The 26596-nt window shown below is 68.1% G+C and carries 26 protein-coding genes and 1 tRNA gene; 16 read left to right on the plus strand and 11 right to left on the minus strand.

Translation table 11 applies throughout. The features are described 5' to 3' along the window. Positions 1–165 precede the first annotated feature (165 nt). Positions 166–1914 (minus strand): ATP-dependent endonuclease, encoded by a 1749-nt coding sequence (locus RAC69_RS11525; protein WP_375086932.1) that lies wholly within the window; start codon positions 1912–1914, stop codon positions 166–168. A gap of 178 nt (positions 1915–2092) precedes the next feature. On the opposite strand from RAC69_RS11525, the gene RAC69_RS11530 reads away from it, so the two are divergent. Continuing rightward, positions 2093–3604, plus strand: a complete 1512-nt coding sequence (locus RAC69_RS11530; RefSeq protein ID WP_375086933.1) for a DUF4041 domain-containing protein — start codon at positions 2093–2095, stop codon at positions 3602–3604. Between the two features lie 68 nt (positions 3605–3672). On the opposite strand, the gene RAC69_RS11535 is transcribed toward RAC69_RS11530, so the two are convergent. Next, complete coding sequence (locus RAC69_RS11535; RefSeq protein WP_375086934.1) at positions 3673–4053, minus strand: ArsR/SmtB family transcription factor; 381 nt, start codon at positions 4051–4053, stop codon at positions 3673–3675. An 80-nt stretch (positions 4054–4133) separates the two neighbouring features. On the opposite strand from RAC69_RS11535, the gene RAC69_RS11540 reads away from it, so the two are divergent. Beyond that, positions 4134–5450 carry an NAD(P)-binding domain-containing protein gene (locus tag RAC69_RS11540; RefSeq protein ID WP_375086935.1) on the plus strand — a complete coding sequence of 439 codons (1317 nt, stop codon included), beginning with the start codon at positions 4134–4136 and terminating at the stop codon, positions 5448–5450. Position 5451: 1 nt separating this feature from the next. Here RAC69_RS11540 and RAC69_RS11545 read toward each other — a convergent pair whose 3' ends face one another. Both RAC69_RS11545 and RAC69_RS11550 read right to left on the minus strand, forming a co-directional pair. Next, complete coding sequence (locus RAC69_RS11545) at positions 5452–5847, minus strand: low molecular weight phosphatase family protein (protein WP_375086936.1); 396 nt, start codon at positions 5845–5847, stop codon at positions 5452–5454. A 13-nt stretch (positions 5848–5860) separates the two neighbouring features. Beyond that, the gene (locus RAC69_RS11550) at positions 5861–6535 is read right to left on the minus strand and encodes a helix-turn-helix domain-containing protein (protein ID WP_375086937.1); all 675 of its coding nucleotides are present in this window, start codon (positions 6533–6535) and stop codon (positions 5861–5863) included. A 49-nt stretch (positions 6536–6584) separates the two neighbouring features. On the opposite strand from RAC69_RS11550, the gene RAC69_RS11555 reads away from it, so the two are divergent. After that, on the plus strand, positions 6585–7319 hold the full coding sequence (locus RAC69_RS11555; RefSeq protein WP_375086938.1) for an aquaporin: 735 nt from the start codon (positions 6585–6587) through the stop codon (positions 7317–7319). 13 nt (positions 7320–7332) lie between these two features. Then, positions 7333–8718: an FAD-dependent oxidoreductase gene (locus RAC69_RS11560; RefSeq protein WP_375086939.1), complete on the plus strand. Its 1386-nt coding sequence runs from the start codon at positions 7333–7335 to the stop codon at positions 8716–8718. Positions 8719–9174: 456 nt separating this feature from the next. Here the strand turns inward: RAC69_RS11560 and RAC69_RS11565 are convergent, their stop codons facing one another. Together RAC69_RS11565 and RAC69_RS11570 are read right to left on the minus strand one after the other, a co-directional pair. Then, the gene (locus tag RAC69_RS11565; RefSeq protein ID WP_375086940.1) at positions 9175–9447 is read right to left on the minus strand and encodes a GIY-YIG nuclease family protein; all 273 of its coding nucleotides are present in this window, start codon (positions 9445–9447) and stop codon (positions 9175–9177) included. Between the two features lie 145 nt (positions 9448–9592). After that, complete coding sequence (locus tag RAC69_RS11570; RefSeq protein WP_375086941.1) at positions 9593–9982, minus strand: tautomerase family protein; 390 nt, start codon at positions 9980–9982, stop codon at positions 9593–9595. 77 nt (positions 9983–10059) lie between these two features. Between RAC69_RS11570 and RAC69_RS11575 the strand changes: the two genes are divergently transcribed. The 3 genes from RAC69_RS11575 to RAC69_RS11585 all read left to right on the plus strand — a co-directional run bounded on the left by RAC69_RS11575 (position 10060) and on the right by RAC69_RS11585 (position 11729). After that, a complete protein-coding gene (locus tag RAC69_RS11575) occupies positions 10060–10671 on the plus strand; it encodes a LysE family translocator (RefSeq protein ID WP_375086942.1) in 612 nt (203 codons plus the stop codon). Positions 10672–10925: 254 nt separating this feature from the next. Then, positions 10926–11159, plus strand: coding sequence for a hypothetical protein (locus RAC69_RS11580; RefSeq protein WP_375086943.1), 234 nt, complete (start codon positions 10926–10928; stop codon positions 11157–11159). 252 nt (positions 11160–11411) lie between these two features. Continuing rightward, positions 11412–11729 (plus strand): hypothetical protein, encoded by a 318-nt coding sequence (locus RAC69_RS11585; protein ID WP_375086944.1) that lies wholly within the window; start codon positions 11412–11414, stop codon positions 11727–11729. A gap of 233 nt (positions 11730–11962) precedes the next feature. Here RAC69_RS11585 and RAC69_RS11590 read toward each other — a convergent pair. Together RAC69_RS11590 and RAC69_RS11595 are read right to left on the minus strand one after the other, a co-directional pair. After that, positions 11963–12035, minus strand: a tRNA-Arg gene (locus RAC69_RS11590). Positions 12036–12051: 16 nt separating this feature from the next. Further along, the gene (locus RAC69_RS11595) at positions 12052–12858 is read right to left on the minus strand and encodes an SGNH/GDSL hydrolase family protein (protein ID WP_341934835.1); all 807 of its coding nucleotides are present in this window, start codon (positions 12856–12858) and stop codon (positions 12052–12054) included. Between the two features lie 70 nt (positions 12859–12928). On the opposite strand from RAC69_RS11595, the gene argS reads away from it, so the two are divergent. Both argS and RAC69_RS11605 read left to right on the plus strand, forming a co-directional pair. After that, positions 12929–14593: an arginine--tRNA ligase gene (gene argS / locus RAC69_RS11600; protein ID WP_375086945.1), complete on the plus strand. Its 1665-nt coding sequence runs from the start codon at positions 12929–12931 to the stop codon at positions 14591–14593. Positions 14594–14633: 40 nt separating this feature from the next. Then, positions 14634–15488, plus strand: a complete 855-nt coding sequence (locus tag RAC69_RS11605; protein ID WP_375086946.1) for an LmeA family phospholipid-binding protein — start codon at positions 14634–14636, stop codon at positions 15486–15488. Between the two features lie 26 nt (positions 15489–15514). Here RAC69_RS11605 and RAC69_RS11610 read toward each other — a convergent pair whose 3' ends face one another. Continuing rightward, positions 15515–16552: a YihY/virulence factor BrkB family protein gene (locus RAC69_RS11610; protein ID WP_375086947.1), complete on the minus strand. Its 1038-nt coding sequence runs from the start codon at positions 16550–16552 to the stop codon at positions 15515–15517. A gap of 151 nt (positions 16553–16703) precedes the next feature. Between RAC69_RS11610 and lysA the strand changes: the two genes are divergently transcribed. From lysA to RAC69_RS11640, 6 genes are all read left to right on the plus strand, one after another. Beyond that, entirely contained in the window at positions 16704–18116 is a 1413-nt protein-coding gene (lysA, locus tag RAC69_RS11615) for a diaminopimelate decarboxylase (RefSeq protein ID WP_375086948.1), read from the plus strand. Positions 18117–18176: 60 nt separating this feature from the next. Beyond that, positions 18177–19484: a homoserine dehydrogenase gene (locus RAC69_RS11620; protein ID WP_375086949.1), complete on the plus strand. Its 1308-nt coding sequence runs from the start codon at positions 18177–18179 to the stop codon at positions 19482–19484. Beyond that, entirely contained in the window at positions 19481–20470 is a 990-nt protein-coding gene (gene thrB / locus RAC69_RS11625; protein ID WP_375086950.1) for a homoserine kinase, read from the plus strand. Before RAC69_RS11620 ends, thrB begins: the two co-directional genes overlap by 4 nt. Before the next feature lie 158 nt (positions 20471–20628). After that, positions 20629–22566, plus strand: coding sequence for a transcription termination factor Rho (gene rho / locus RAC69_RS11630; RefSeq protein WP_375086951.1), 1938 nt, complete (start codon positions 20629–20631; stop codon positions 22564–22566). Positions 22567–22577: 11 nt separating this feature from the next. Further along, a complete protein-coding gene (prfA, locus tag RAC69_RS11635) occupies positions 22578–23657 on the plus strand; it encodes a peptide chain release factor 1 (protein WP_375086952.1) in 1080 nt (359 codons plus the stop codon). Between the two features lie 31 nt (positions 23658–23688). Next, positions 23689–24093 carry a hypothetical protein gene (locus RAC69_RS11640; RefSeq protein ID WP_375086953.1) on the plus strand — a complete coding sequence of 135 codons (405 nt, stop codon included), beginning with the start codon at positions 23689–23691 and terminating at the stop codon, positions 24091–24093. Between the two features lie 11 nt (positions 24094–24104). Here RAC69_RS11640 and epsC read toward each other — a convergent pair whose 3' ends face one another. Continuing rightward, positions 24105–24674, minus strand: coding sequence for a serine O-acetyltransferase EpsC (gene epsC / locus RAC69_RS11645; protein WP_375086954.1), 570 nt, complete (start codon positions 24672–24674; stop codon positions 24105–24107). An 8-nt stretch (positions 24675–24682) separates the two neighbouring features. Further along, the gene (cysK, locus tag RAC69_RS11650) at positions 24683–25621 is read right to left on the minus strand and encodes a cysteine synthase A (RefSeq protein ID WP_341934824.1); all 939 of its coding nucleotides are present in this window, start codon (positions 25619–25621) and stop codon (positions 24683–24685) included. Between the two features lie 98 nt (positions 25622–25719). On the opposite strand from cysK, the gene prmC reads away from it, so the two are divergent. After that, a complete protein-coding gene (gene prmC, locus RAC69_RS11655) occupies positions 25720–26580 on the plus strand; it encodes a peptide chain release factor N(5)-glutamine methyltransferase (protein WP_375086955.1) in 861 nt (286 codons plus the stop codon). Positions 26581–26596 lie beyond the last annotated feature (16 nt).

The following is a 26596-nucleotide window of genomic DNA, read 5'->3' on the forward strand; positions in this document are numbered from 1 at the left end:
GGGGCAGTTTTGGCGCTGCTGTGCGGTCAGCCTTCTACATCGGTCGCCCAAATCCGTCAATCCGGCGACGCCTTGACCGCGATGGTCGCCCACGGCGAGCGGCTGTGGCGAGCGCAGTCGCGCCGTTAGGCTCCCGGCCGCATGCGGTGATCGCTGGCGGTGGCGTTACTGACTGCGCGCCCGGAGCGCACGTGCGGGTAGTTCTCGACGAAGAGTCTTGTACGACGTCGGCAGAAGGCGAGGGGGCACGTTCGCGATGGCGTCTAGAAGCACTTCAGCCTTCTTGATCTTCTTTGCTCGAGCGATCAATAGTTCTGCGTGATGACGCTGCGCTCCGCGCAGATGGAAGTGGTCATACATGCGTTCGCGCGTCGTCGTCGCGTTCACGGGATCAACCTCAAGCGCCCACATGAAGGTGAAGAACCCGTGATCGGCAAGCCGGGACATTGCCTTCATCGGTTGTTCGAGTAAGAGCTTCGACAGTTCCTCGCGCTCGTGAGCCGTAGGTACGATCTCGTCGAGTAGGCAATCCGAATGAAGGGTTCTCGAGAACTGAGGGAAGCCGCGAGCGTCTTGACTTGGTCTTCTTTCGCCTGCTCGGTAGTGCAAGAAGTAGTCGCGGTCGATGACGAATCCAGCCTCGATGCCCAGCCCTCGCAGGAGGTGGAACATGAAGTCGATGCTGCGACCTTTTACACCATCGAGCGCGACGATGCTGGTGCCAATCTCCTCTGCGGGACTCCCGGCATCCTCGAGAAGCCTGCGCACGACGGCGGCGTCTACGGGTCCTTCGGTGACCACCACGTAGTCGGCGAACAGGAAGTCAGAGTTACGTCGGCGGTGGAAGGTGTAGTAGTTGTCTCGGTCTAGCCCGTGGTCAGTGAAAAATGTTCGGCTGATCTGAGACACCCGGACTTCGAGATCCCGCTTCTTGCTGACTGTTCGTTTACATAGCACGACGTGCTCATGGTCGAGCATGTCGACGATGGTGGGGGAATGTGTCGTGAACACAACCTGGAGTCCTAGATCGCGCAGTCGACGCACCAGCTGTTGCTGGGCCTGTGGGTGGAGATTCTGCTCGGGCTCTTCAAGTCCGAGGATGTAGTTTTTCCCTTCCAGCTGCGCCAGATAGGAGTACAACGCGAACACCGCCATACTTTGCGTGCCGCTGCCCGCCTCAGCGAGCGAGATCTGTTGGCCGCCTTCCCGGACTGTGAGCTCGAGATTCTGAAGCAGCACACGAAAGTCGGGAAGGCTCGCGTGACCGAGTTCGAAGGTGAAAGGCCCTTCCAAAGGCGCGATCTTGCGCAGTTCCTTCTGCAGTCCGGAGAGTGACTGCGTGCGAAGTTGCTCGGCCAGCGAGGCGATCTTCGGACTCTTGTTATCCCGTTGACTGTGCCCGGACAACCATGCCCGCACCGCAGTTTCGAGCAGGCCACTGGTGGGCGCATGCGCAATCTCGTGGTCACGACGAGTAGGAACGAGCGCGTAAGTGATATGGGAACGAAGAGCGTCACGGAATCTCTGAAGCTCTGTCGCGGTCGTGAACCTCACCCAGGTCGTGGGTTCCAGTACCTCCCAGACTGCCTGTCGTCGGTACTTCAACCGAGCACGGAGTTCGCCTGTGGAGTTCACTCCGCGAATCCCGGAGCTCTTCAGACCGCTAATGGTGACGTCGATAACGGACTGTGTCGTGGAAAGGTACCGGTGGTGCCCGGACTCGAATGCGTCCTGCTCTGCCTCAAAGTTGAAGAAGGCGTTCAGAGCCCGCAAGATGGACGTCTTCCCAGCGCCGTTCTGCCCGACGAGCGCGACGGTGTCGCCCAACTCGATATCGGCTGCAGCAATCGCTCGAAACTTCTCAATACGAAGGCGCGAGAGGGACGCGCCGACTGTCGAAGGACTGGCAGTCATATCGCCTTTCAAAAACGGTCCAGCGGCCACGCATGAGCGACCGACACTCAACTGTGTATTTCACTGAATATATTGCAAGGTTCGGTTTTACCCGGGGGAGACGCTCCATCGTTGGAGTGACTTTGACGCTCGAGATCTGGGAGGTTTGACGCCTGCTGAACTGCGATAGCTTGAGCGAGTGACTAGCGAAACCGCGCAGCCCGGTTGGTATGCCGACCCCTCTCAGCAGTTCGAACAGCGTTACTGGGACGGCGCCTCTTGGACGGAGCACGTCTTCGCCGATGGTGCACAGACGGTCGCCCCGGTGGCTCGCAGCCGCGCAGAAGCTCGCGCGCTCGCGGCGCAGGTCGAAGTCGAGACTCGTCCGAAGAATGATGCGGCCGCAGAAGCAGCAACGAACGCATCAGCGCCCGCGGGAACTCAGAATTCGCTGGTCGTGGAGAACATCCCGTTGGTCGGCGCCCGTAAGCATGCCGAGAAGCTGCGCTCCGAGGTCGCGCGACTCCAAGGACTCATCGACCAATACGGGCTCCAGGACGTGGCCGCCCTCGATGACCTGAAGCGTCACCTGAGCCAGGAAGTCGATGGCGTGCGGGGGCAGGTCGCCGCCGCTTCGGCAGAGCTCTCGTCTCGTCAGGCCGACATCGCGGCGACGGAGGCATCACTCCTCGACCTGCGTGGTGCCGTCGAGGTCCAGGAACTTGGCCTCTACGACTATGAGCATCCCGCCGAAGACTCTGTCGCCCTGGCCACGCAGCTCGAAGCGCTGCGTGCAGACATCAAGACGGCTGTCCGCACCGGTCGCGCGACGCAGGCGACGAGCAACTTCACCTTCAACAACAGCACGGCTAAGGGCGCGAAGTTCGTTCGCGACATGTCGAAGCTCATGCTCCGCTCCTACAACGCCGAGGCCGAGAACTGCGTCAAGGCGGTCCGCGCCGGGAACCTGGCCACCGCCCAGAAGCGCCTCACGACCGCGATGGAGCAGATCGCTCGTCTCGGCACCATGATCGACCTGCGCATCACGTCGTACTTTCATCAGCTCCGACTGCGTGAGCTTGAACTCGCCAACCGACACCTCCGTGCGGTTCAGGAGGAGAAGGAAGCCGAGCGGGCTCATCGCGAAGAGCTCCGTGAGCAGCGTAAGGCGGAGAAGGAGCTCGCAGCTGAGAAGGCCCGTCTGGAGAAGGAGCGCGGTCACTACGCCAACACAATCGCCGCGCTCGAAGCCAACGGCGACCACGAAGGCGCCGAGCGCATGCGAGCGCGCCTCGCCGATGTCGAGCATGCCATCGAGAACGTCGACTACCGTGCGGCGAACATCCGCGCCGGATACGTGTACGTCATCAGCAACATCGGATCGTTCGGACCCGACGTGGTCAAGATCGGGCTCACCCGCCGCCTCGAACCCATGGACCGTGTCAACGAGCTCGGCGACGCGTCCGTGCCGTTCCGGTTCGACGTCCACGCCCTGTTCTTCGCAGACGACGCCGTGAGCATCGAAGCGATGCTCCACCAGCACTTCGCCGACCGCCGCATCAACCAGATCAACCTGCGCCGCGAGTACTTCCGCGCCACACCTACCGAAGTGCGCGAGGTGCTGAAGGCACACTCTGTGGAGTTGCTCGATTTCAAGCTAGAACCCGCGGCCGAGGAATACGTGGCCACCCGCGCGCTCCAGGGGAACTAGCCGTCCATGAGCCCGGAGGGAGACGACCCCTGGGTGCGGGAATCGTTGGTTTGAACCGCGATGTCTAGTCAGACATGCGTTCCGAGCTCAGGCACTGCGCGGTCTGGTTGCAATGCTCGGGCGGCGCCTTCAAGAGCGTCAGGGACGACGCGGTAGTACGCCCAGCGCCCGCGCTGTTCGCGGGTAGCGAGTCCGGCGTCGACGAGAAGACGCATGTGATGGGAGACCGTGGGCTGTGACAGTCCGACCGGTTCGGTGAGGTCGCAGATGCAGGCTTCCCCGCCTTCGGATGCTGCGATGAGCGACAGCAGGCGGAGACGTGTGGGGTCTCCGAGTGCCTTGAAGGTGCCTGAGATGCGCTCCGCCTCGGCGACGTCGAGCACGCCGTCTGTCACACGTGAGCAGCACGCGTTCGCGTCGGTCGCAAGGAGCGGCAGCTGGGTCGTCATGTTCCGAGTTTGCCACACGTATTGACATCTGTCGATGCATCGATGAGTCTCGATACGTCAGAGAGAGTGAGGAGCTGGTGATGGATGAGTCGTTGCCCGTAGTCGTTATCGGTGCCGGTCCGCAGGGCCTGGCAGCCGCCGCCCATCTCGTGGAGCGCGGTGAGGAGGTCGTGATCCTCGAAGCAGGGGACGGCGTCGCGTCCGCAGTCGCGGAGTGGGGGCACGTAAGCCTCTTCTCCGAGTGGAGGGAGCTCGTTGATGCTGCCTCCGCCCGACTCCTCGCACCGACGGGGTGGGCGGCGCCGCGGTCCGGGTACCCGACGGGGAATCAGTGGATCGCGGCGTACTTGAAGCCGCTCGCCGACCTTCTGGGCGACCGCATGCGCTATGGAGCGCGGGTGGTGGGCGTCTCTCGTCGGGGCCGGGACCGTCTTGTCGACTCAGACCGGGGCGAACATCCGTTCACGGTGCACGTCGATTCGGCAGGCGGTGAGTATCGGCTGCAGGCGCGCGCGGTCATCGACGCATCGGGAACCTGGGGCCTTCCGAACCCTGCGGGTGCTGACGGCCTGCCTGCTCTCGGAGAGCGCGCCGCCTCCGGCGCGCTGACCTACCGGATCCCGGACTTCCGTAACACCGCTGAGTTCGCCGGCAAGCACACCATCGTCATCGGCTCGGGGCACTCCGCCATAACGGCCGTCCTCGCTTTGGCGCGAATGGCGCGACGCGACCCCGCAACTACGGTCACCTGGGCGCTCCGACGGGCGACCACAGCGAACACCTTCGGCGGCGGCGACGCGGACGAACTGCCGGCACGTGGCGCGCTGGGGATCAGGGCGAAGGAGCTCGTCGATGCGGGTCTCGTCGACCTGGTCACCGGCTTCCGGGTCGACAGCATCTCCACAGACACTGACGTTGCCACCATTGTCGCCGAGGATGGGCGGACGCTGACCGCAGACCGTGTCGTCGTGCTGACCGGATTCCGTCCCGACCTGTCGTTCCTGTCAGAGCTGCGCCTCGAGCTCGACTCGACCTTGCAGGCCCCGACGCGCATCGCGGCGGAGGTCGATCCGAACGTTCACTCCTGCGGCTCGGTCGCCGCGACCGGGGCCGCAGACCTTGCGCACCCCGAGCCGGGCTTCTACATGGTCGGGGCGAAGTCATACGGGCGAGCACCGACGTTCCTTGCGCTCACCGGTTACGAGCAGGTCCGTAGCGTTGTCGCCGAGCTTGCAGGTGACCACGAAGCTGCCCGTCGGGTCGAGCTGGTGATGCCGGATACGGGCGTGTGTGGAGGGGCTGGCCTGTTCGGCGCATCGGGTGCGTCGCTCGGTGGGGCGTGCTGTGCGCCGCCCGCTCAGGTGGTGCAGATCGGGCGAGCCCCGGCATCTGTCTGAGTCAGCGCGCGAGCAGAGTCTCGCTGATCTTCGCGGACACCGCTTCGCGCAGAGGGCGGACGGCCTCGGCATCCCACGCCTCGGGGTTGGGGAACTCCCACTGGAGAACCTCACCTCGGGGCGTGCCGGGCAGCTGCAGTCCGGGCTTCATCAGTACGATCACGTCCGCAGTCTGAAGGTCGCCCTCGGTGATCGAGCGTGGGATCCGGTCGGTGATGTCCAGTCCCAGCTCGGCGACGGTTGCTGCGACAGCCGAGTTCACGGTCTCTGCAGGCGTGAGGCCCGCGGATGTTGCGGTGAAGCGGTCACCGGCGAGGTGCTCGAGAAGTGCGGCGCCGAGCTGAGAGCGACCGGCGTTGTGCTGGCAGACGAACAGGACGGTGGGTGCGGTGGTCATCAGATGATCTCTCTCAGTGTGTCAGGGTCAGGCGTGGTGCGAGCTCGCTGATGCGGCGCTCGAGCTCGTCGTAAGTGGTATCGAACGCGGCGTCGTCGCCGACTCGCACCGGGTCAGGGATGGACCAGTGCAGGTGGCCGCGAGGGCTCAGCGTCTCGTGTGCGCTGTCGCAGACCGTCACTATGAAGTCCGATTCCGTTGCGACGTCATCGAGATGGCGGGGCGTCTCGTCGGTCAAGGTCAGGTCGTGGCGCTGTGCGGCGTCGCGCGCACCCGGGGCGATCTGCTCCGCCGGTTGCGTTCCGCCCGAGACTGCGGGGATGGCGCTGTGCTGGGCCCACAGGGCCGCGGCCAGTTGTGAGCGCGCGGAGTTCGCGGTGCACACGAACAGCACGCGTGCTGCCTCATCGACCGGGGAGGGCACGAGTCCTTCGAGCGCACTCGGCGTCAGCTGGACATAGCTGCGTCGTCTATCTGCCTCTGACCGCGACCGGCCGACCATACCGACGGATTCGAGGACTCCGAGGTGATGGGCCACGAGGTTCGACGGCATGTCGAGGGATACGGCGATCTCTTTCGGGGAGAGGTCGCCCAGGGTGAGCAGGTCGATGATGCGCAGTCGTGACGGGTCGCCGAGCGCCGCGTGCTTGGCTGCCCGCATCTGAAGGAGGCTTCGTTCACTGTTCATTGACTCAATATTGACTGAACTATCCTCCGTGAGTCAAGATGGGCCAGCCATGAACGAAAACACACCCACCCGCCCAGCCCTAAGTCGCCGGCTGCTCGCCGAATTCCTGGGCACCGGTTTGCTCGTCACCACGGTCGTCGGATCCGGCATTGCCGCCCAGCGCCTCTCTCCCGACGACACGGGCCTGCAGCTCCTCGAGAACAGCTTGGCCACCACGCTGGGGCTCGCAGTGTTCATCCTGATTTTCGGCCCGGTGTCCGGGGCCCACTTCAACCCGGTCGTCACGCTCGCCGACTTCATGCTCGGCGGCCGCCACGGCGACGGCGTCGCGCCTCGCGATGTTGCTCCGTACCTCGCGGCGCAGATCACCGGTGGGATCGGGGGAACGGTGCTCGCGAGCGTCATGTTCGACGTGGCGCCAGCGTTCTCCTCGAACAATCGAGCCACCGCCGGTCACCTCGTCGGGGAAGTCGTCGCCACCGCAGGGCTCGTCATCCTCATCTTCGCTCTCGCGCGGACCACCACGCCTGCGGTCATCGCCATCGCTGTCGGTGCGTACATCGGCGCTGCGTACTGGTTCACCAGTTCCACCTCTTTCGCCAATCCGGCGGTCACCATCGCCCGACTGTTCACCGACACCTTTGCTGGCATTGCCCCCATTGCGGTGCTGCCCTTCATCGGAGCCCAGCTCCTCGGCGGCGCCCTCGGGCTCGCCCTCGTCTCTTACCTCTACCCACGAGTCGCTCGGGTCGCCGGCGACGTCGTCATCCCCGCTCTCTCCTGAAAGGTCCACCACCATGCACCTCGTAGCCATCGGCGGAAGCGACGCCGGCATCTCGACCGCCCTCCGTGCCCGCGAGCTCGACCCGTCCGTCGACGTCACCGTCGTGGTCGCCGACGCCTTCCCGAACTTCTCGATCTGCGGGATCCCGTACTACTTCTCCCGAGAAGTTCAGCCCTGGCAGTCGCTTGCACACCGCACGCACGCCGACCTCGAAGCCACCGGCATGAACCTCCGCCTGAACACCCTTGCCACCGACATCGACGTCGCTGGACGCCTGCTCCACGTGCGCGACGAATACGGCACCGAATCGACCATCGCGTATGACGAGCTGATGGTCGGAACGGGCGCGTCACCATCGACCGCCGGCATCGCGGGGCTCGACCAGCTCGGACCCGACGATGGTGTCCACCTGCTGCACTCCATGGGCGACACCTTCGCACTCGAGCAGTACCTCGACACCCACCAGCCGGAGACCGCCATCATCGTCGGCGCCGGCTATGTCGGCCTCGAGATGGCCGAAGCCCTCACGATCCGCGGCCTGCACGTCACCCAACTGCAGCGCAGCTCCGAAGTCCTCTCCACCGTCGACCCCGAACTCGGCACCCTCGTTCACGACGAGCTCACTCGACACGGTGTCGATGTCATCACCGACACCCGCGTCGAAGCCATCAGTCGCGATGACCACGGGATCGTCGTCACCGGAGCCCATGCCGGTGAGGCGTTCAGCCGCACGGCTGACGTCGTCCTCGTCGTGGTCGGTGTGCGCCCGAACACCAGCCTCCTCACCGCCGCCGGTGCCACGACCGGCCCCGGTGGAGCCGTCTCGGTCGACGAGCAGATGCGCACCGGACTCCCGAACGTCTGGGCTGCCGGCGACGGCGTCGTCACCCACCACCGCCTCCTCGGAACCACCTACCTCCCGCTCGGCACCACGGCTCATAAGCAAGGCCGCGTCGCCGGAGAGAACGCCATCGGCGGCAACGCCCGCTTCGCCGGCAGCCTCGGCACCCAGGTCGTCAAAATCTTCGACCTCGTCGCCGCACGTACCGGCCTCCGCGACCACGAGGCCATCGCCGCCGGATTCACGCCGGTCTCCGTCACCTCCACCCCCGACGACCACAAGGCCTACTACCCGGGTGCGACCTCCATCAACATCCGGATTACCGGCGACGAAGACGGTCGCCTCCTCGGCGCACAGCTGGTCGGCCAGCGCACGGCAGAGATCGCCAAGCGTGTCGACACCTATGCCGCCGCGCTGCATCACGAGATGACCGTCGCGCAGATGAGTGACCTTGACCTCTCCTACACTCCGCCCCTTGGATCGCCGTGGGATGCGGTACAGATGGCTACTCAGTCTTGGGAGCGACAGGTACTTCCGATGCGGACCCCGGCACGCTGAGCGTCCGCCTCTGGCTAGTCGTAACTCCTGTGTACGTGCCACCCGTCTTCGGCGCGGAACACGTCGAAGACAAGAGAATGTCCGTCATCGTCCGTGGCTTGGAACCGCCACCCGTATAGACCGCGATACGGCTCATGCGGAGCGGACCAGATCGAATCACGCAGGCGCGTGGGGGTGTCTGAGACTCGCCAGCGCCGGCCCGCGAACATCATCCGGGCCGGGATGTCGTCGACCATCCATATCGCGGCAGGAGGGTGATGAGGAGCCGTGCGCATCAGGCAATAATGTACTTCCGCACGACACCGACTGAGGTTCGCGAGGTGTTGAAGGCGCACTCCGTTGAACTGCTCGACTCCAAGCTCGAACCCGCCCCGGAAGAGTACATGGCCACGCGCGCGCTGCAGGGCCATTAGGCAGCTAAGAGGTCGTTGCCGCGTCCGGCTGGATGGACGCTTCCTAGTTCGCGTTCAGCCCGTGCGCCCGCGTGTCGAGCGCACGCTTGTAGTGGCTTTCGGCGGCGTTGATGACTGTCTTCGGTGTCGCCGGGTCGAACACCCGGAGCACGGAGAAGCGGAACGATGACGGGTCGAGGCCGATGAGGTCGCGGTTGCTGCCGTGCCCGTTCGCCGCGTACGCCGCCCACCGGCCGCTGATACTGTCGGCGCCGTGGGCCTTCCCGACGTACTGGCGTCTGTCCTCCGTGCCGGTGATGAGGTAGACGCCTTTCACTGCGCCGAGGGCAGTGCGCCAGGACGCGTACCGCGGTTCCCGCATCACCGCCTGCAGCTCGTCGTGGCTGAGGCTTTATGGCGTGGATGGCATCTCGCCATAGATTCAGGTCTACCGCGATATCGAGATGCGGAGCTGATAGTCGTCAGACTCTGACGTTGTAGTTCAAAGCGAGGTCCTCGGCGTTCACCCCGCGGATGCCCCAGTTGACTCTGGGCGTTTCGGTGATGGTGATCTCGACACTGTGAGGGGGTATCCCGGTCGCCGCTTCCACCCGGGCGAAGATCTCGTCGATGAGGGTTCGCTTTGCCGCGACACTGCGGCCCTCGAATATGGAGATCTCGATGACCGTGTACCAAGCGCCCCTGTCCTCCGGGTAGATGAAGTCACGTTCATCGAGACCGATGAAGCGGTGGAAGCGCTTCTCCTCCGGGTAGTCGAGGGCCGCGACGACGGACGCGTGGATCGCCTCGGATAGGGCGTCGCGGTGAGCGTCGAGGGACGTTCGTTGGCCGTACACAATCACCTGAGCCATGCACTGATGCTACCCAGCCTCTTTCGTCACCTCGACCTGCGGTAGTGTTCGGTGCTTACCGATCTCGAAAGGCGACGATGAGCCTCGCATTCTTCCTGACCACGCTCGTGGTGGTCATCACCCCCGGCACGGGTGCCGTGTTCTCCATCGCCGCCGGCCTGACCCGAGGCACGAAAGCGGGAATCGTCGCCGCGCTGGGCTGCACCGTGGGTGTGATCCCGCACATGGTGGCCGCGATCACCGGCCTCGCGGCTCTCCTCAACGCTTCGGCAGTCGCATTCCAGACCATCAAGTGGCTCGGCGTCGCCTACCTCCTGTTTCTCGCCTGGCAGACCTTACGCGACAAGTCCCTCATCGACGTCGAGGCAACAACCACCCCGGTCTCCTTCTGGAAGGTCATCCGCACCGCGGTACTCATCAACGTCCTCAACCCCAAGCTGACGATCTTCTTCTTCGCCTTCCTTCCTCAGTTCGTCCCCCAGGGCCAGTCGAACGCGACGTGGCACATGGTCATGCTGAGCCTGGTGTTCATGGCGATGACCTTCGTCGTGTTCGCCCTCTACGGCGTCTTCGCGGCCGCCATGCGCAACCAAGTCATCACTCGACCCAAGGTCATGGCTTGGCTGCGACGGACATTCGCGGCGACGTACGTGCTCCTCGCGGGACGCCTCGCCCTCGAAAGCCGATGACTCCGCTGAGCGAGGACCTGACTTGGCCAGGTGCCGAACTCTTGCTTGAACACCGCCTTGCCGTCGCCCGCCACGGGTGAGGAGACGTCAGGCATAAGTTCGTCTACGGCAGGCTCGGCGCAAGCCAGCCGTCTACGTAGCGCTGAGTCCGTGGTCGCGCCGACCGTTGCGGTACTAGCCTCGAGGCGTGAGCGAGGGTGCGATGAGGGAGCTGTCTGACGAGGCGCGCAGCGCTGGAACGTCGGCTTGCCGAGGTGCAAGCCGAACTCGTCGAGGTGGCCAAACGCCGCCTTAGCTTCACCGCGAACGTGTTCGACCTGTTGCGCGAGAAGTCGGACGAGCTCGAAGCCGAAGCTGACATGATCCGCCTGCAGCTGGGGCGGGCACCGGCGCCTGGGCGACCGCCCCGTATCGGTAGTGCAGGGTGGGCGCTCGTCGCGGGAAGCGCCGTCGTCATCGTCGCGGCGCTGTGGCTGTTCGTTCGCTGACTGGTCGAATCTGTAACCGATCTCGTCAGAGTCGGACTACGGCACCCACTCGCTTAACCAAACTCACCAACCGCTTCCTGCCCGCGTAAGCCCACCAACCTGGCATCCGGCAAAGTTCCGCTGACCATCATCAGACGACCTGTCGAAGGGCCCGCGAAGGTCTGCGACAACAAGACGAGCACGACCTTCCCCGCGGAAGCGGGAGGGAAGTTCGCGCAGGAGTACCAGTACGGATCCAAGGAGTGGCGCGAGATGTACGGCCACGGGCGCAACAGCGTCGAGTCCTTCAACGCCTACCTCAAGGACGGCGGCACCCACGCGCTCGAGGACGGCTCCCGCCGGCGTCTGCGCGGCTCAGTGGCACAGTATTTTTTCGCCACGATGACTGTTGTCGCGGCCAACCTCGACAAGATCATCGACTTCGCCGCCCAGAAGACCGAGGACGGCGACGACTACGAAGCCAGCATCGAGGCGCCGCGCGCCAAGCAGCGCAAGCCACGTCGCAGCTCGGCACTTCAGCGAGTCACCCACCAGCGCGGTCGAGCGCGGCGAAATCCCGTCCGCACATAACCCCACAGTTCAACACGTCACACACCACCGGCTCGAAGGTCGGCGCCAGCATGCCCAGACGTGGGCACCGGTGCCGGCCTTCGAGCCGTTTCTGTGCCCCCGTCGGTCACTCCGGAGTTGAACTGCCCCCGAAAAGCGTCTTCAACGAGAAAAGCCGCCTGAAACCAGGCGGCTTTTCTCGTACTTGGGGGTTACGCGTACGTGTTCACATATCATCCGCGTACAACCCTGTGTGCCCCCGACAGGAGTCGAACCTGCGACCTACGGTACCGGAAACCGGCGCTCTATCCACTGAGCTACGGAGGCGTACCGAACGACGATATCACTGGTCGGCGGTGGGCTCCGACCCGGCCTCCGTCACGGGCGCGTCGCCGAGTTCGGCCAGCGCCGCAGCCACCTTCTCGGCGAGGTAGCGGTGCCCGTCGGTGGACGGATGCTTGCGCCCGACCTCGACGTCGATGACCGAGAGGTAGTTCTGGTCGGTGATCCAGTTCTGGGCGACGGGGGAGATGTACCACCAGCCGCGTGCGGCGGCGAGCTCCGACAGGTCGGCGTCGATGCGTGCGGTCCCGGCGCCGACGGGCAGCTCGTGCGGAGCGGGGCCGAGGATCACGATGGTCGCCGCCGGGTACTTCGCCGCCATCGCGTCCCAGGCCGCGTTCACGGCATCCCGGTATCCGGCGGCGCCCTGCTCGCGGTCGTTGATCGACCCCTGCAGGATGACGAGGTCGGGGTCGAGCGCGGGATCGAGGGCGGCGATGCGCTCGCCGAAGGCGGGTCCGTCGATCCCGGGCTTGAGGTAGCCGCTCCCGCGCACGCCGTCGACGATGGTCTCGCCGTCGAGAAGCTCGGCGAGCACGTACGCGTAGCCCTCGGTGGGGACGTTCGCGGCGGATCCGTACGTCCAGGAGTCCCCGAACACGAGCACGGTCGGGTGCTCGGGCAGCGCGAGCGGAGCGGGGGCGATCGCGACGACGTCGTCGCCCGCTGCGGCGGCGCCGACGGGCTCCGTCGAGGGAGTCCCTGTCCACGGCCGCCACACGCCGAGAGCGACCGCCGCGACCGCCAGGATCACGGCGATGACGACCCCTGCGACGGGCAGGCGGCGACGGGCGGAGGCGGGTTGCATGGCATGACTGTAGATCACGTTCCCGCCAGCGCAAATTCGACGCTGCGACGCGCCGTAAACTGGGAGGTCTATGACTCCTGAAATGCTCGCCCAAGCCCTCCTCGCCGTCCTCGCACCGATCGCCGAGGAACGACGCCCGGGCGAGCCGCTCCCGGTCTCCGCCGCCGACATCGTGTTCGAGCGCCCGCGCAACCGCGAGCACGGCGACTGGGCCTCCAACATCGCGATGCGCCTCGCGAAGCAGCTGGGGACGAACCCGCGCGAGCTCGCTCAGCAGATCGCCGATGGGCTCGGCGGCGTCGAGGGCGTCGACAGCGCGGGGGTCGCCGGACCCGGGTTCATCAACATCCGCCTCGGAGCCGCTGCGGCCGGCGCTCTCGCGAAGGTCATCGTCGAGGCGGGCGACGCCTACGGTTCGAACGACTCGCAGGCGGGGCAGAGCATCAACATCGAGTTCGTCAGCGCGAACCCCACCGGCCCCCTCCACATCGGGCACACGCGCTGGGCGGCGCTCGGCGACGCGATCGCGCGCGTGCTGGAGGCCTCCGGCGCGACGGTCGCCCGTGAGTACTACATCAACGACGCCGGCGTGCAGATGGAGCGGTTCGCGCACTCCGTGCTCGCCGCCGCGAAGGGCGAGCCCGCCCCCGAGGGCGGATACGCCGGCAGCTACATCGGCGATCTCGCCGAGCGTGTGCGGGCGGCGCGCCCCGACCTGCTCGACCTGCCGGACGACGAGCAGGTGCTCGTGACGCGTGAGCTGGCGTACGAGTTCCAGCTCGCGGAGCAGAAGGAGTCGCTCGCGAAGTTCAACGTCGAGTTCGATGTCTGGTTCTCCGAGCGCCGCCTGCACGCGAAGGACGCGAGCGGCGTCAGCCTCGTCGACCGGGCCGTCGACCGTCTGCGCGAGCAGGGGCACGTGTTCGACCAGGACGGCGCCGTCTGGGTGCGCACCACCGACTTCGGCGACGACAAGGATCGCGTGATCCGCCGCTCCAACGGCGAGTACACCTACTTCGCGGCCGACGCCGCCTACTACCTCGACAAGGGCGACCGCGGGTTCGAGTACAAGCTGTATCTCCTCGGCGCCGACCACCACGGGTACGTGCACCGCCTCAAGGCGATCGCCGGCGCAGCGGGGGAGGACCCCGAGAAGAACGTCGAGGTGCTCATCGGCCAGCTCGTCTCGATCGGCGGCGCCCGCCTCAGCAAGCGCGCCGGCAACATCATCGAGATGGACGACCTGCGCGAATGGCTCGGAACGGATGCCCTGCGCTATTCGCTCGAGCGCTCACCCGCCGACTCGCCGCTCGCCCTCGACCCCGAGCTGCTGCAGAAGCGCAGCAACGACAATCCGGTGTTCTACGTGCAGTACGCGCATGCGCGCACCCACAACGTCGGGCGCAATGCCGCCGACTCGGGCGTCGACCGGTCGGAGTTCGCCCCCGAGACCCTCACGCACGAGACCGAGGCGGCCCTGCTCGGCGCGCTGCAGGAGTTCCCCCGCATCGTGGCGTTCGCCGCCGAGGTACGCGAACCGCACCGCGTCGCGCGCTACCTCGAGGAGCTCGCCGGCCTCTACCACCGCTGGTACGACAACTGCCGCGTGATCCCGCTCGGCGACGCGCCGATCGAGAGCGTTCACCGCACGCGTCTGTGGCTCAATGACGCCACGGGACAGGTGCTCCGCAACGGTCTCCACCTGCTCGGGGTGTCGGCGCCAGAGCGCATGTGACGCCGCTCGGCGCCCCACCGATATACGGCAGGATGGCAGCATGAGCGACGACAACCGCACCCTGCCGTACCCGGACGCCGACGCCGAGCATCCGACGCTCGTGATCCCCGGTGGCACGGACGGGACGGATGCGGTGGCCGCACCGCGCCGTCGGCGTCGCCGCTGGCCGTGGGTGCTGCTGATCGTCGTCGTGGTGCTCGCTCTGCTCGCCGTCGCGGCGGAACTCGTCGTGCGGTCGATGCTGCCCGGCGTCGTCCGATCCATCGTGATCGAGCAGCTCGACCTCCCCGCCGACCAGCAGCTCGACGTGCAGGCCGACGGCATCCTGCTCCCGCAGCTCATCGGCGGACGCCTCGACACCCTGCACCTGTCGACCGACTCCGTCACGCTCGAGGGCATCACCGGCGCAGTCGACGTCACGGCATCCGGCGTCCCGCTGCGCGGCGGCGACGTCGCCGGTGCCGAGGGGACGATCCGCATCGACGAGTCGCAGTTCACGACGCTCATCGGGCGCACCGACCTGCCCATCGAGACGGTCGCCCTCGACGCCCCGAACGCGACGGTCTCCGGATCCGTCACGGTCCTCGGCATCCCGATCCCAGTCTCGCTCACCGTCACGCCCGGCGTTGCGGAGGGCGACCTGGAGCTCACTCCGGTGGGACTCACGATCGGCGGTCTCCAGGTCGACGCCGATCAGGTCGGCTCGTCGCTGGGGTCGCTCGGCGAGGAGATCACGAAGACGCAGCGTGTGTGCATCGCGGATCAGCTCCCCGCGGGGATCACGATCACCGGCCTCGAGATCGAGGGCAGCGAGGCGGTGATCGATGTGGACGTCGACGGGGCGATAGCCACCGACTCCGCCCTGCTCGACAAGGGCGTCTGCCCGCAGAACTGACGCCGCCCGCCGACCGATCGGCGGGCTCAGCGCGCTTCGCGCTCCGCCTCCTGGGCCCGGCGCAGCTCGGCCGTGGCGATCGCCACGTCGACCTCGGCGCGCTGCACTCGGCGCTGCGGGAAGGTCGTCGCGGCGAAGCGGGCGCGCACCCGATCGTGCCGCTCCTCCTCGGAGGTGACGATGAACGCGCTCGCGACGAGGATCACCTGCGTCGAGAGATTGAGCCAGATCAACAGGGCGAGCAGCGAGGCGAACGAGGCCAGCAGCGGGTTGCTCGTCGCGCCGCCCACGAACAGGCTCGAGAGCTCCTGCAGCACCACCAGGCCGAATCCGCCGATGAGCGCGCCGGTCCAGAGCGACTTCGCCGATGCGCGGACGCCGGACAGGATGCGGAACACCCCGGCGACGAGCACCGTGTCGAGCGCGAACACGATCACGAGCGATGCGATGCGGATGCTCCAGGTCGCCGCCGCGGAGTCCTCCGCGATCCCGAGCAGTCCGCTGATCCACGAGATGCCGATCCGGCTCACGAACGTGACGGCGGCCGCCGTGGCGAAGAGCCCGCCGATGCCGATCGCGAGCAGCAGGTTGCGCAGCATCACCCAGATGAAGAGGACGTCGTCGTGCGCCGTGCCGGCGACCACGCGGATCGCCGTGCGCAGCGACCCGACCGCGGCCAGCGCCGACCCCAGCAGGGCGACGGAGGAGATGATGCCGGCGACGGACAGCGAGATCGGCTCACGGAGATCGGCGGGGTTGATCACACCGCCCTCGCCGATGAGACCGGGCACGACCGACTGCACCGCATCGATGATGGCGCGCCAGGCGTCGGGGTTCCCCGCCAGCCACAGCGCTGCGATCGAGAATCCGAGCAGTACGGCGGCGAAGACGCTGAATAGGGCGCGGTAGGTCACGCTGTCGGCGAGCATCGGGCCCCGCCGTTCGGAGTAGAGGAGGAACGACCGCACCGCGCGGCGCTGCAGCGCCCACCGGATGGCGGCCGAGCTCACGCGCTGGATGAACCCCGGTCGGGCGTCGTCGGTGGCGGAGGTCTCTGAACTCATCACGCCTTCACCCTACGAGGCACGGCGCGGGCCTCCCAAGGGGTTGACGCGGAGGGTCACCATGACGGATGCGGCATGGGCGGTGCCCTAGAATCGGGGTCAACTCGCCGTGCCCGCTCCGGCCCGAGACCCGCCCCACGATTGGTGATCCTTGCTTTCCCCTGCCGACTCGCCCGCCCCGGAATGGCTCGTCGCCCCCGACGACGTCAACGACCTCGCGACGGCTGTCTGGCCGGCGTCCGCTGCGCGCGACGGGGACGGCGTCCTGACGCTCGCCGGCATCCCGGCCACCTCTCTCGCGCAGACGTACGGCACGCCGCTGCTCGTGATCGACGAGGACGAGGTTCGCGACCGCGCCCGCACGTTCCGCACCGCGTTCGATCGAGCGGCGGCCGACAACGGCACGACCGCGCAGGTCTACTACGCCGGCAAGGCCTTCCTCTGCACCTCGGTGGCCCGCTGGGTGGTCGACGAGGGACTCCGCATCGACGTCTGCACGGGCGGGGAGCTCGAGGTCGCCCTCGCGGCGGGCGTCGCCCCGGCATCCCTCGGGTTCCACGGCAACAACAAGTCGGTGGCGGAGCTCGAGCGCGCCGTCGAGGTCGGGATCGGCACGATCATCGTCGACAGCGCGATCGAGATCGAGCGTCTCGCAGCGATCGTCGCCCGCACCGGTTCCACGCAGCGCGTGCTGGTGCGCGTCATCAGCGGCGTGCACGCCGAGACGCACGAGTTCCTCGCGACCGCGCACGAGGACCAGAAGTTCGGCTTCCCCCTCGCCGAGGCCGAGGAGGCCGTCGCGCGCATCCGCGAGATCGAGGGCCTCGACTTCGCCGGACTGCACTGCCACATCGGCTCGCAGATCTTCGGCGTCGCCGGTTTCCGCGAATCCGCCTCGCGCGTCCTCGAACTACACGCGTCGCTGCTCGAGGGCGGTCCGGTGCCCCTGCTCAACCTCGGGGGCGGATTCGGGATCGCCTACACCCGTGTCGACGACCCGACACCCATCGAGACCCTGGCCGCCGAGATCGTCTCGGCCGTGGCGGAGGGGTGCGCCGCGCGCGGCATCCCGATGCCCGCCCTGTCGTTCGAGCCCGGTCGCGCGATCCTCGGCACGGCGGGGGTGACTCTCTACGAGGTCGGCACCACGAAGGACGTCGAGCTCGGCGCGGGCGTCGTCCGGCGCTACCTCAGCGTCGACGGCGGGATGAGCGACAACGCCCGCCCCGCACTCTACGGCGCCCAGTTCTCCGCGCGACTGGCCTCTCGTGCGGGCATCGGCGTCCCGCAGCTCAGCCGCGTGGTCGGCAAGCACTGCGAGTCCGGCGACATCGTCGTCGAGCACGAATACCTTCCGGACGACGTCGCACCGGGCGACCTTCTCGCCGTGCCCTCCACGGGCGCGTACTGCGCGTCGCTCGCGAGCAACTACAACCACGTCCCCCGCCCGCCGATCGTCGCCGTGCGCGGCGGACGGTCGACGGTCATCGTCCGCGGCGAGACCATCGCCGACATCCTGTCCCGCGACGCCGGGATCCCCTCGGCGGACGCCGAGCGTCCGTGACCGGCCCTCGCGCCGGACTTCACGCAGAGCACCATCGATCCACCCTCCGAAGGAGAAGCAATGACGACTGAGTACCGACGACTTCGGGTGGCGCTGCTGGGCGCCGGCGCGGTCGGCTCCCAGGTCGCCGCCCTTCTGCTGCGGCACGGCGACGAGCTCGCCGACCGCGCGGGCGCCGCGCTCGAACTGGCGGGCATCGCGGTGCGCGACGTCGACGCCCCGCGGGATGTCGAGCTGCCCAAGGAGCTGTTCACGACCGACGCAGAGTCGCTGGTCGTCGGCGCGGACATCGTGATCGAGCTGATCGGCGGCATCGAGCCGGCGCGCACGAGCATCCTCCAGGCGATCGGCTCCGGAGCAGACGTCGTCACGGCGAACAAGGCGCTGCTCGCCACGCACGGCCCCGAACTGTTCGAGGCGGCCGACCGCGTCGGCGCGTCGGTCTACTACGAGGCCGCCGCCGCCGGCGCCATCCCGATCATCCGCCCGCTGCGCGATTCGCTCGCCGGCGATCGCGTGGTGCGCATCATGGGCATCGTCAACGGCACGACCAACTACATCCTCGACCGCATGGAGACCGAGGGCGCCGACTTCGCGGACGTCCTCGCCGACGCGCAGCGCCTCGGATACGCCGAGGCAGACCCGACGGCCGACGTCGAGGGGTACGACGCCGCGCAGAAGGCGGCGATCCTCGCGAGCCTCGCCTTCCACACCGCCGTCCCGCTCGACGCGGTGCACCGCGAGGGCATCACCTCGATCACCGCGTCGATGATCGAGGAGGCCCGCTCCGCCGGCTTCGTCATCAAGCTCCTCGCGGTGTGCGAGCGCCTCGAGGCCGAGGGCTCCGAGTCGATCTCCGTCCGCGTGTACCCGGCCCTCGTCCCGCAGTCGCACCCGCTCGCCTCGGTGCACGGCGCGAACAACGCCGTTTTCGTCGAGGCGGAGGCAGCCGGGTCGCTCATGTTCTACGGCGCGGGCGCCGGCGGCGTGCAGACGGCCTCGGCCGTGCTGGGCGACGTGGTGTCCGCCGCCCGCCGCCACATCGCCGGCGGTGTCGGCGTGGGGGAGTCGACGCGCGCGAACCTCCCGATCGTCCCGATCGGTCACGTCACCACCCGCTACCAGATCACGCTCGAGGTCTCCGACGCACCGGGCGTGCTCGCCACGGTCGCCGGGATCCTCAGCGACGGCGGCGTCTCCGTGGCCACGGTCGTGCAGACGGTCGAGGGGGAGGCAGAGCCCACGGCCCGCCTCGTCATCGGCACCCACCGCGCGACCGAGCAGGCGCTCAGCGCGACCGTCGACGCCCTCGCCGAGAGCGCCGTGGTCGAGCGCGTGGTGTCGGTGCTGCGCGTCGAGGGCGAGTGACGGTGGGCCTCGGGCGCACCGTCGAGGTGACGGTCCCCGCGACGAGCGCGAACCTCGGCCCGGGCTTCGACACCCTCGGTCTCGCTCTCAGTATCTACGACACCCTGCTGGTGACCGAGCTGCCCGCGGGCGAGCTCGAGATCGAGGTGTCGGGATCCGGGGCGGAGGAGATCCCGCGCGACGCGTCCAACCTCATCGTGCGAACGATCGCCCACGTCTACGCCGACGTCGCGCGCGACATGCCCGGCCTCCGCATCGTCGCCGAGAACGGCGTGCCGCACGGGCGCGGCCTCGGCTCGTCCGGAGCCGCGGTGACCGCCGGCATCCTCGCCGCCAAGGGGCTGCTCGAGGGAGACGTCGAGCTCGAGGACGCCGACATGCTGCGCCTGGCCACCGAGATCGAGGGGCACCCCGACAACGTCGCGCCCGCTCTGTTCGGCGGCCTCACGATCGCCTGGATGGGCGAACGGGGACCGCAGCACAAGAAGCTGCTCGTGCACCGCGGCGTCTCCCCGCTCGTGCTCGTCCCGTCGTACACGATGTCGACGTCGAAGGCCCGTTCGCTGCAGCCGCCGCAGGTGTCGACGGCGGATGCCGTGTTCAACGTGTCGCGTTCGGCGCTGCTGATCGCGGCTCTCATGCAGAGTCCCGAGCTGCTCCTCGACGCCACGGCCGACCGCCTGCACCAGGACTACCGTGCCGAGGCGATGCCCGAGACGCAGCGGCTCGTGCAGGCGCTGCGGGCTGCGGGCTTCGCCGCCGTCGTGTCGGGCGCGGGGCCGAGCGTGCTCGTCCTCGCGGATGGCCCGGGAAGCCGCCAGGATGCCGCCGAACTCGCCGCCTCGACGACCGACACCCCGTGGGAGGCGCTGCTGCTCGCGGTCGACGTCCGTGGTGGTACAGTGGGGAACCGAGCGGAGGGCTCCACGGAGTTTCGTGAATCTGGCCCCATTGCAACTCTGCAAGACCCGCACGTGAACCCCTGATGCACTGATCTTCCCAGTACGCCGTCTCTTCCGAGAGGTCGTCGGCCCGGGAGCACAGTGCTGAGGTCGGCCGGCGCCGAGCGTCAGCCCGTGCGATCGCGCGCAGCACCCGTTGCGCGTGTACCGCTCATGTCTTCGAGACCAAAGAGGGAGCACTCGTGGAGAACTTCTCCGAGACCCAGAACGACCAGGCGGCTCCGGCTGCCGAAGCCCCGGCGTCCGCCGCGGCATCCGACACCGCGACCGAGGCCCCGGCGGCGCCGGCCCGCAAGCGCGCCCCGCGACGGGCGACCACCGCCAGCGCGGCGGCGAAGGCCGAGAAGGCCGCCGAGACCGCGGACGCGGCTCCGGCATCCGAGGCTCCGGCATCCGAGGCCCCTGCGGCCGCTGCCGCCGATGCGGCTCCCGCTGCCGACGCCGAGGCGCCGAAGGCGAAGGCTCCGCGCCGCAGCCGCGCGAAGAAGGCCGACGCCGAGCCCGCGGCCGAGTCCGCCGAGGCCCCCGCAGCGCCGGCGACCGACGACAAGCCCGCCGAGGCCGCAGCCCCCGCTGCCGCCGCCGACGCGCCGGAGCAGACCGACGAGCCGAAGAAGGGCCGCGGTCGTCGCACCGCCAAGAAGCCCGCCGCCGACGCCGAGTCGGTCCCGGCCGACGAGAAGCCCGCGGAGTCCGCTCCGGCCGACGCTCAGCCGTCCGGCGACTCCGGCTCCGACAACGCCGAGGGCGGCGAGGAGCAGGGCGGCCGCAGCCGTAACCGCAACCGCAGCCGCAACCGCGGACGCGGCCAGAACGGCAACGGTCAGCAGGAGCAGCAGCAGAGCGCTCCGGCCGACGACGAGCAGGGCGGCAACGGCCGCAACCGCCAGCGCAACAAGCGTCGCGGCGGAGCTCCGACCGACGAGTTCGAGACCGAGATCGGCGAGGACGACGTCCTGATCCCGATCGCCGGCATCCTCGACGTGCTCGACAACTATGCTTTCGTGCGCACCACGGGGTACCTCGCGGGTCCGAGCGACGTCTACGTCTCGCTCGGCCAGGTGAAGAAGTACAACCTGCGCAAGGGCGACGCGATCGTCGGATCGATCAAGCAGCCGCGCGAGGGCGAGCAGCAGGGCCGCCAGAAGTACAACGCGCTCGTGAAGGTCGACTCGATCAACGGCCTGTCGGTCGACGACGCCGCCACGCGCGTCGAGTTCGGCAAGCTCACGCCGCTGTACCCGCAGGAGCGCCTGCGCCTCGAGACCGCGCCCGAGAAGCTCACGCAGCGGATCATCGACCTCGTCGCACCGATCGGCAAGGGCCAGCGCGGCCTCATCGTCGCACCGCCCAAGGCAGGCAAGACCATCGTGCTGCAGCAGATCGCCAACGCGATCGCGCAGAACAACCCCGAGGTGCACCTCATGGTCGTGCTCGTCGACGAGCGGCCCGAAGAGGTCACCGACATGGAGCGCTCGGTCAAGGGCGAGGTCATCGCTTCGACCTTCGACCGCCCGGCAGAGGACCACACGACGGTCGCGGAGCTCGCGATCGAGCGCGCCAAGCGCCTCGTCGAGCTGGGCCGCGACGTCGTCGTGCTGCTCGACTCGATCACGCGTCTCGGCCGCGCCTACAACCTCGCGGCTCCGGCATCAGGCCGCGTGCTCACGGGTGGCGTCGACGCGTCGGCGCTGTACCCGCCCAAGCGCTTCTTCGGCGCTGCGCGCAACATCGAGAACGGCGGATCGCTCACGATCCTCGCCACCGCCCTCGTCGAGACCGGATCCAAGATGGACGAGGTCATCTTCGAGGAGTTCAAGGGCACCGGCAACAGCGAGCTGCGCCTGTCGCGCCAGCTGGCCGACAAGCGGATCTTCCCGGCGGTCGACGTCAACGCGTCGAGCACCCGCCGCGAGGAGATGCTGCTCTCGGCCGACGAGGTCAAGATCACCTGGAAGCTGCGTCGCGCCCTCGCCGGCCTCGACCAGCAGCAGGCCCTCGAGGTCGTGCTCGGCAAGCTGAAGGAGACCCACTCGAACGTGGAGTTCCTCGTGCAGATGCAGAAGTCGATCCCGACGCTGCCCGCAGGCGGCCACGGGCACGACAACAACATCCGCTGAGCGGATCCGCCGTGTTCGAGTCCGTCCAGACTCTGATCGACGAGCACCGCCGGGTGCAGGAGGAACTCTCCGACCCGGAGGTGCACGCCGACGCCGCACGCGCCAAGCGCGTGAACCGGCGCTACGCCGAGCTGTCGCGCATCGTCGCGGCGCATGAGGCGTGGGTCGCGGCATCCGACGATCTGGAGGCCGCGCGCGAGCTCGCGCGGGAGGACGAGGCGTTCGCCGACGAGGTGCCGGTGCTCGAGCAGGGGCTGCAGGCCGCGCAGGAGAAGCTGCGTCGTCTGCTGATCCCGCGCGATCCCGACGACGCGCGCGACGTGATCATGGAGATCAAGGCGGGGGAGGGTGGCGCCGAGTCGGCGCTGTTCGCCGCCGATCTGCTGCGCATGTACGTCCAGTACGCCGCATCGAAGGGGTGGAAGACCGAGCTCCTGGAGCGCAACGAGTCCGACCTCGGCGGCTACAAAGACGTGCAGGTCGCGATCAAGGGGTCGTCGTCCGACCCCGCGCAGGGCGTGTGGGCCCACCTCAAGTACGAGGGTGGAGTGCACCGCGTGCAGCGTGTGCCGGCGACCGAGTCGCAGGGCCGCATCCACACCTCGACCACCGGCGTGCTCGTGTTCCCCGAGGTCGACGAGCCCGACGAGATCGAGATCAACCAGAACGACCTCAAGATCGACGTGTTCCGCTCGTCGGGGCCCGGGGGTCAGTCGGTGAACACGACCGACTCGGCGGTGCGCATCACCCACGTGCCGACGGGGATCGTCGTGTCCATGCAGAACGAGAAGTCGCAGCTGCAGAACCGCGAGGCCGCCATGCGCGTGCTCCGTGCGCGGCTCCTCGCGAAGCAGCAGGAGGAGCTGGACGCCGCGGCATCCGACGCACGCAAGTCGCAGATCCGGGGCATGGACCGCTCGGAGCGCATCCGCACCTACAACTTCCCCGAGAACCGGATCGCCGACCACCGCACCGGATTCAAGGCGTACAACCTCGACCAGGTCATGGACGGCGCGCTCGAGCCCCTCATCGAGAGCGCGATCCAGGCCGACGAAGAGGCCCGGCTCGCCGCCGTCGGCTCGGAGGGCTGACCCCGCGCGGACCGAGCGCTAAGCTCGGGCCGTGATCACCTTCCTGCTCCGCGCAGTGATGTACCTCGCGTCCGCCGCCCTGGGGCTGATCGTCGCCGACCTCCTGCTCGACGGGTTCCGCATCCAGTGGGACCGGTGGTGGGGATTCGTCGTCTGCATCGTGGTCTTCGCGATCGTGCAGAGCATCCTCGCTCCGATCGCGAGCCGACTCGCCGACCGCTACGCGCCCGTGCTGATGGGCGGTATCGGGATCATCTCGACGCTCGTCGCCCTCGTCGTGGTCGTGCTGCTGCCTGTCGGCGGACTCCGCATCGTCGACGCGTCCGGCTGGCTGCTCGGCGCGCTGATCGTGTGGATCATCACCGCCCTGGGCAGCGTGCTGCTGCCCAGGCTGTTCCTGAAGAAGCCAGACGAGGAGCGCCGCCGCCGCCGCTGACTCGGCCCGATTCAGATCGAGTACTCGGGTGCGGTGAGCAGTGCTCTCGTGTCCTCTCCGACAGTGCGGCCTCGGGGCTTCGCCGGGACGCCCACGAGGATGCTGTCGGCCGGTGCGTCGCGGGTGACGACGGCGTTCGCGCCCACCACCGAGTGCGCCCCGATCGTCACCGGGCCGAGGATCTTCGCGCCCGCTCCGACGGCGACGCCGTCGCCGAGGGTCGGATGCCGCTTGCCCGAGTCGCGCGTCCGTCCGCCGAGCGTGACGCCGTGGTACAGCATGACGTCGTCGCCGATCTCGGCCGTCTCGCCGACCACGACACCCATGCCGTGGTCGATGAAGAACCGTCGTCCGATGCGTGCACCGGGGTGGATCTCGATGCCCGTGAGCCACCGGGAGATCTGCGAGCCGGCGCGGGCGAGCAGCCGCAGTCGACGGCGCCACAGCGCATGCCAGACGCGGTGTGCCCAGATCGCGTGCAGTCCTGGATAGAGCAGCGCGACCTCGATGGAACTCCGGGCCGCGGGATCGCGGAGACGCGCGGCGGCGACGTCCTCGCGCAGTCGACCGATGACGTTCATCGGGCGGGTCAGGCCTCGCGCAGGTGCTCGTAGAGAGCGGTAGACAGGTACCGCTCGCCGAACGAGGGGATGATCACGACGATCGTCTTGCCGGCGGCCTCCGGGCGCTTCGCGATCTCCAGAGCCGCCCAGATCGCGGCGCCGCTCGACATGCCGACGAGGATGCCCTCTCCGGCGGCGGTCTCGCGGGCCACGCGGATCGCGTCGTCGAAGGTGACGTCGATGACCTCGTCGAGCACCTCGCGGTCGAGGATCGGCGGAACGAAGTTCGGGCCGATGCCCTGGATCTTGTGGGGCCCGGGGTGGCCCTCGGTGAGGATGGGGGAGTCCTTCGGCTCGACGGCGACGACCGTGACCCCGGGGATGCGCTCCTTGAGCACCTGACCGACGCCGGTGATGGTGCCGCCGGTGCCGATGCCCGCCACGAAGTAGTCGACGTTCCCGTCGGTGTCGCGCAGGATCTCCTCCGCAGTGGTCTTGCGGTGGATGGCCGGGTTCGCCTCATTCGCGAACTGCTTGGCGAGCACGGCGCCCGGGGTCTTCGCCGCGATGGCCTCGGCCTCGGCGACCGCGTGGGTCATGCCCTTGGTGGGGTCGGTGAGCACGAGCTCTGCGCCGAACGCCTTCAGCAGCATGCGGCGCTCCTTCGACATGGAGGCGGGCATCGTAAGGATCACCTTGTAGCCGCGTGCGGCGCCGACCATCGCCAGGGCGATGCCGGTGTTGCCGCTCGTGGCCTCGACGATCGTCCCGCCGGGCTTCAGCTCGCCCGATGCCTCGGCGGCGTCGACGATCGCGATGCCGAGGCGGTCCTTGACGCTCGACGCCGGGTTGTAGAACTCGAGCTTGGCGAGCACCGTGGCGTCGACGCCCTCGGTCACCCGGTTGAGGCGGACCAGCGGGGTGTTGCCGAACGCCGTGGTGATGTCGGAGTGGATGCCGGGCATGAGAGCGCCTTCCTGTGCGGGGTGACTGGGCTCCAGCCTAGGCGAGCGACCGGTGCGGGGAGGCAATGTGACGGGTGCGGCGCTCTACGCTGGAGGGCATGCCCGACACCTCTCTCGCCGCACTCGTGCGCGCTGCCGCGGCGCGGCTCGCCGCCGCCGGCGTCCCGGATCCGCTGGTCGACGCCGAGCTCCTGGCCGGTCACATCCTCGGCATCCGTCGGGGGGAGGTGCAGGCGGCGACCGTCCGGGGCGACGCCGTGTCGGACGCGGACGCCGCGGCGCTCGACGCTCTCGTGACGCGCCGCGAGGGTCGTGAGCCGCTGCAGCACATCACCGGCACCGCGCCCTTCCGTCATCTTGAGCTGGCCGTCGGTCCCGGGGTCTTCGTGCCGCGTCCGGAGACCGAGACCGTGGTGCAGTTCGCGATCGATGCGTTGCTCGCGGCCCCGGAGCCGGAACCCATCGGCATCGATCTCGGCACCGGGTCCGGCGCGATCGCCCTCGCCATGGCCACGGAGGTGCCGCACTCGCGGATCTTCGCGACCGAGCTCTCGCCGGACGCCTTCCCCTGGGCCGAGCGCAACACGAGCGGGGCGGCGAATCTGACGCTCGTGAACGAGGACCTGGGCGAGGCGTTCCGCGACCTCGACGGCACGGCATCCGTCGTGATCTCGAATCCGCCGTACGTGCCGGACGCCGCGGTGCCCCGCGACCCCGAGGTGCGCCTGTTCGATCCGGCCATGGCGCTGTACGGCGGGGAGGACGGTCTCGAGATCGTGCGCGTGCTCAGCATCCGCGCACTCGAGCTGCTGCGCCCGGGCGGTCTGCTGGTGATCGAGCACGGCGAGCTGCAGGGCGAGGAGATCCGCAGCATCCTCACCCGCGACGGATGGCGCGCGGCGGCCACCCACCGCGATCTCACGCTGCGCGACAGGGCGACCACCGCCCTGCGGCCGTGACGGCGTCGTCACCGGT

The sequence above is a fragment of the Microbacterium sp. LS_15 genome, assembly GCF_041954735.1.
Lineage (GTDB): Bacteria > Actinomycetota > Actinomycetes > Actinomycetales > Microbacteriaceae > Microbacterium.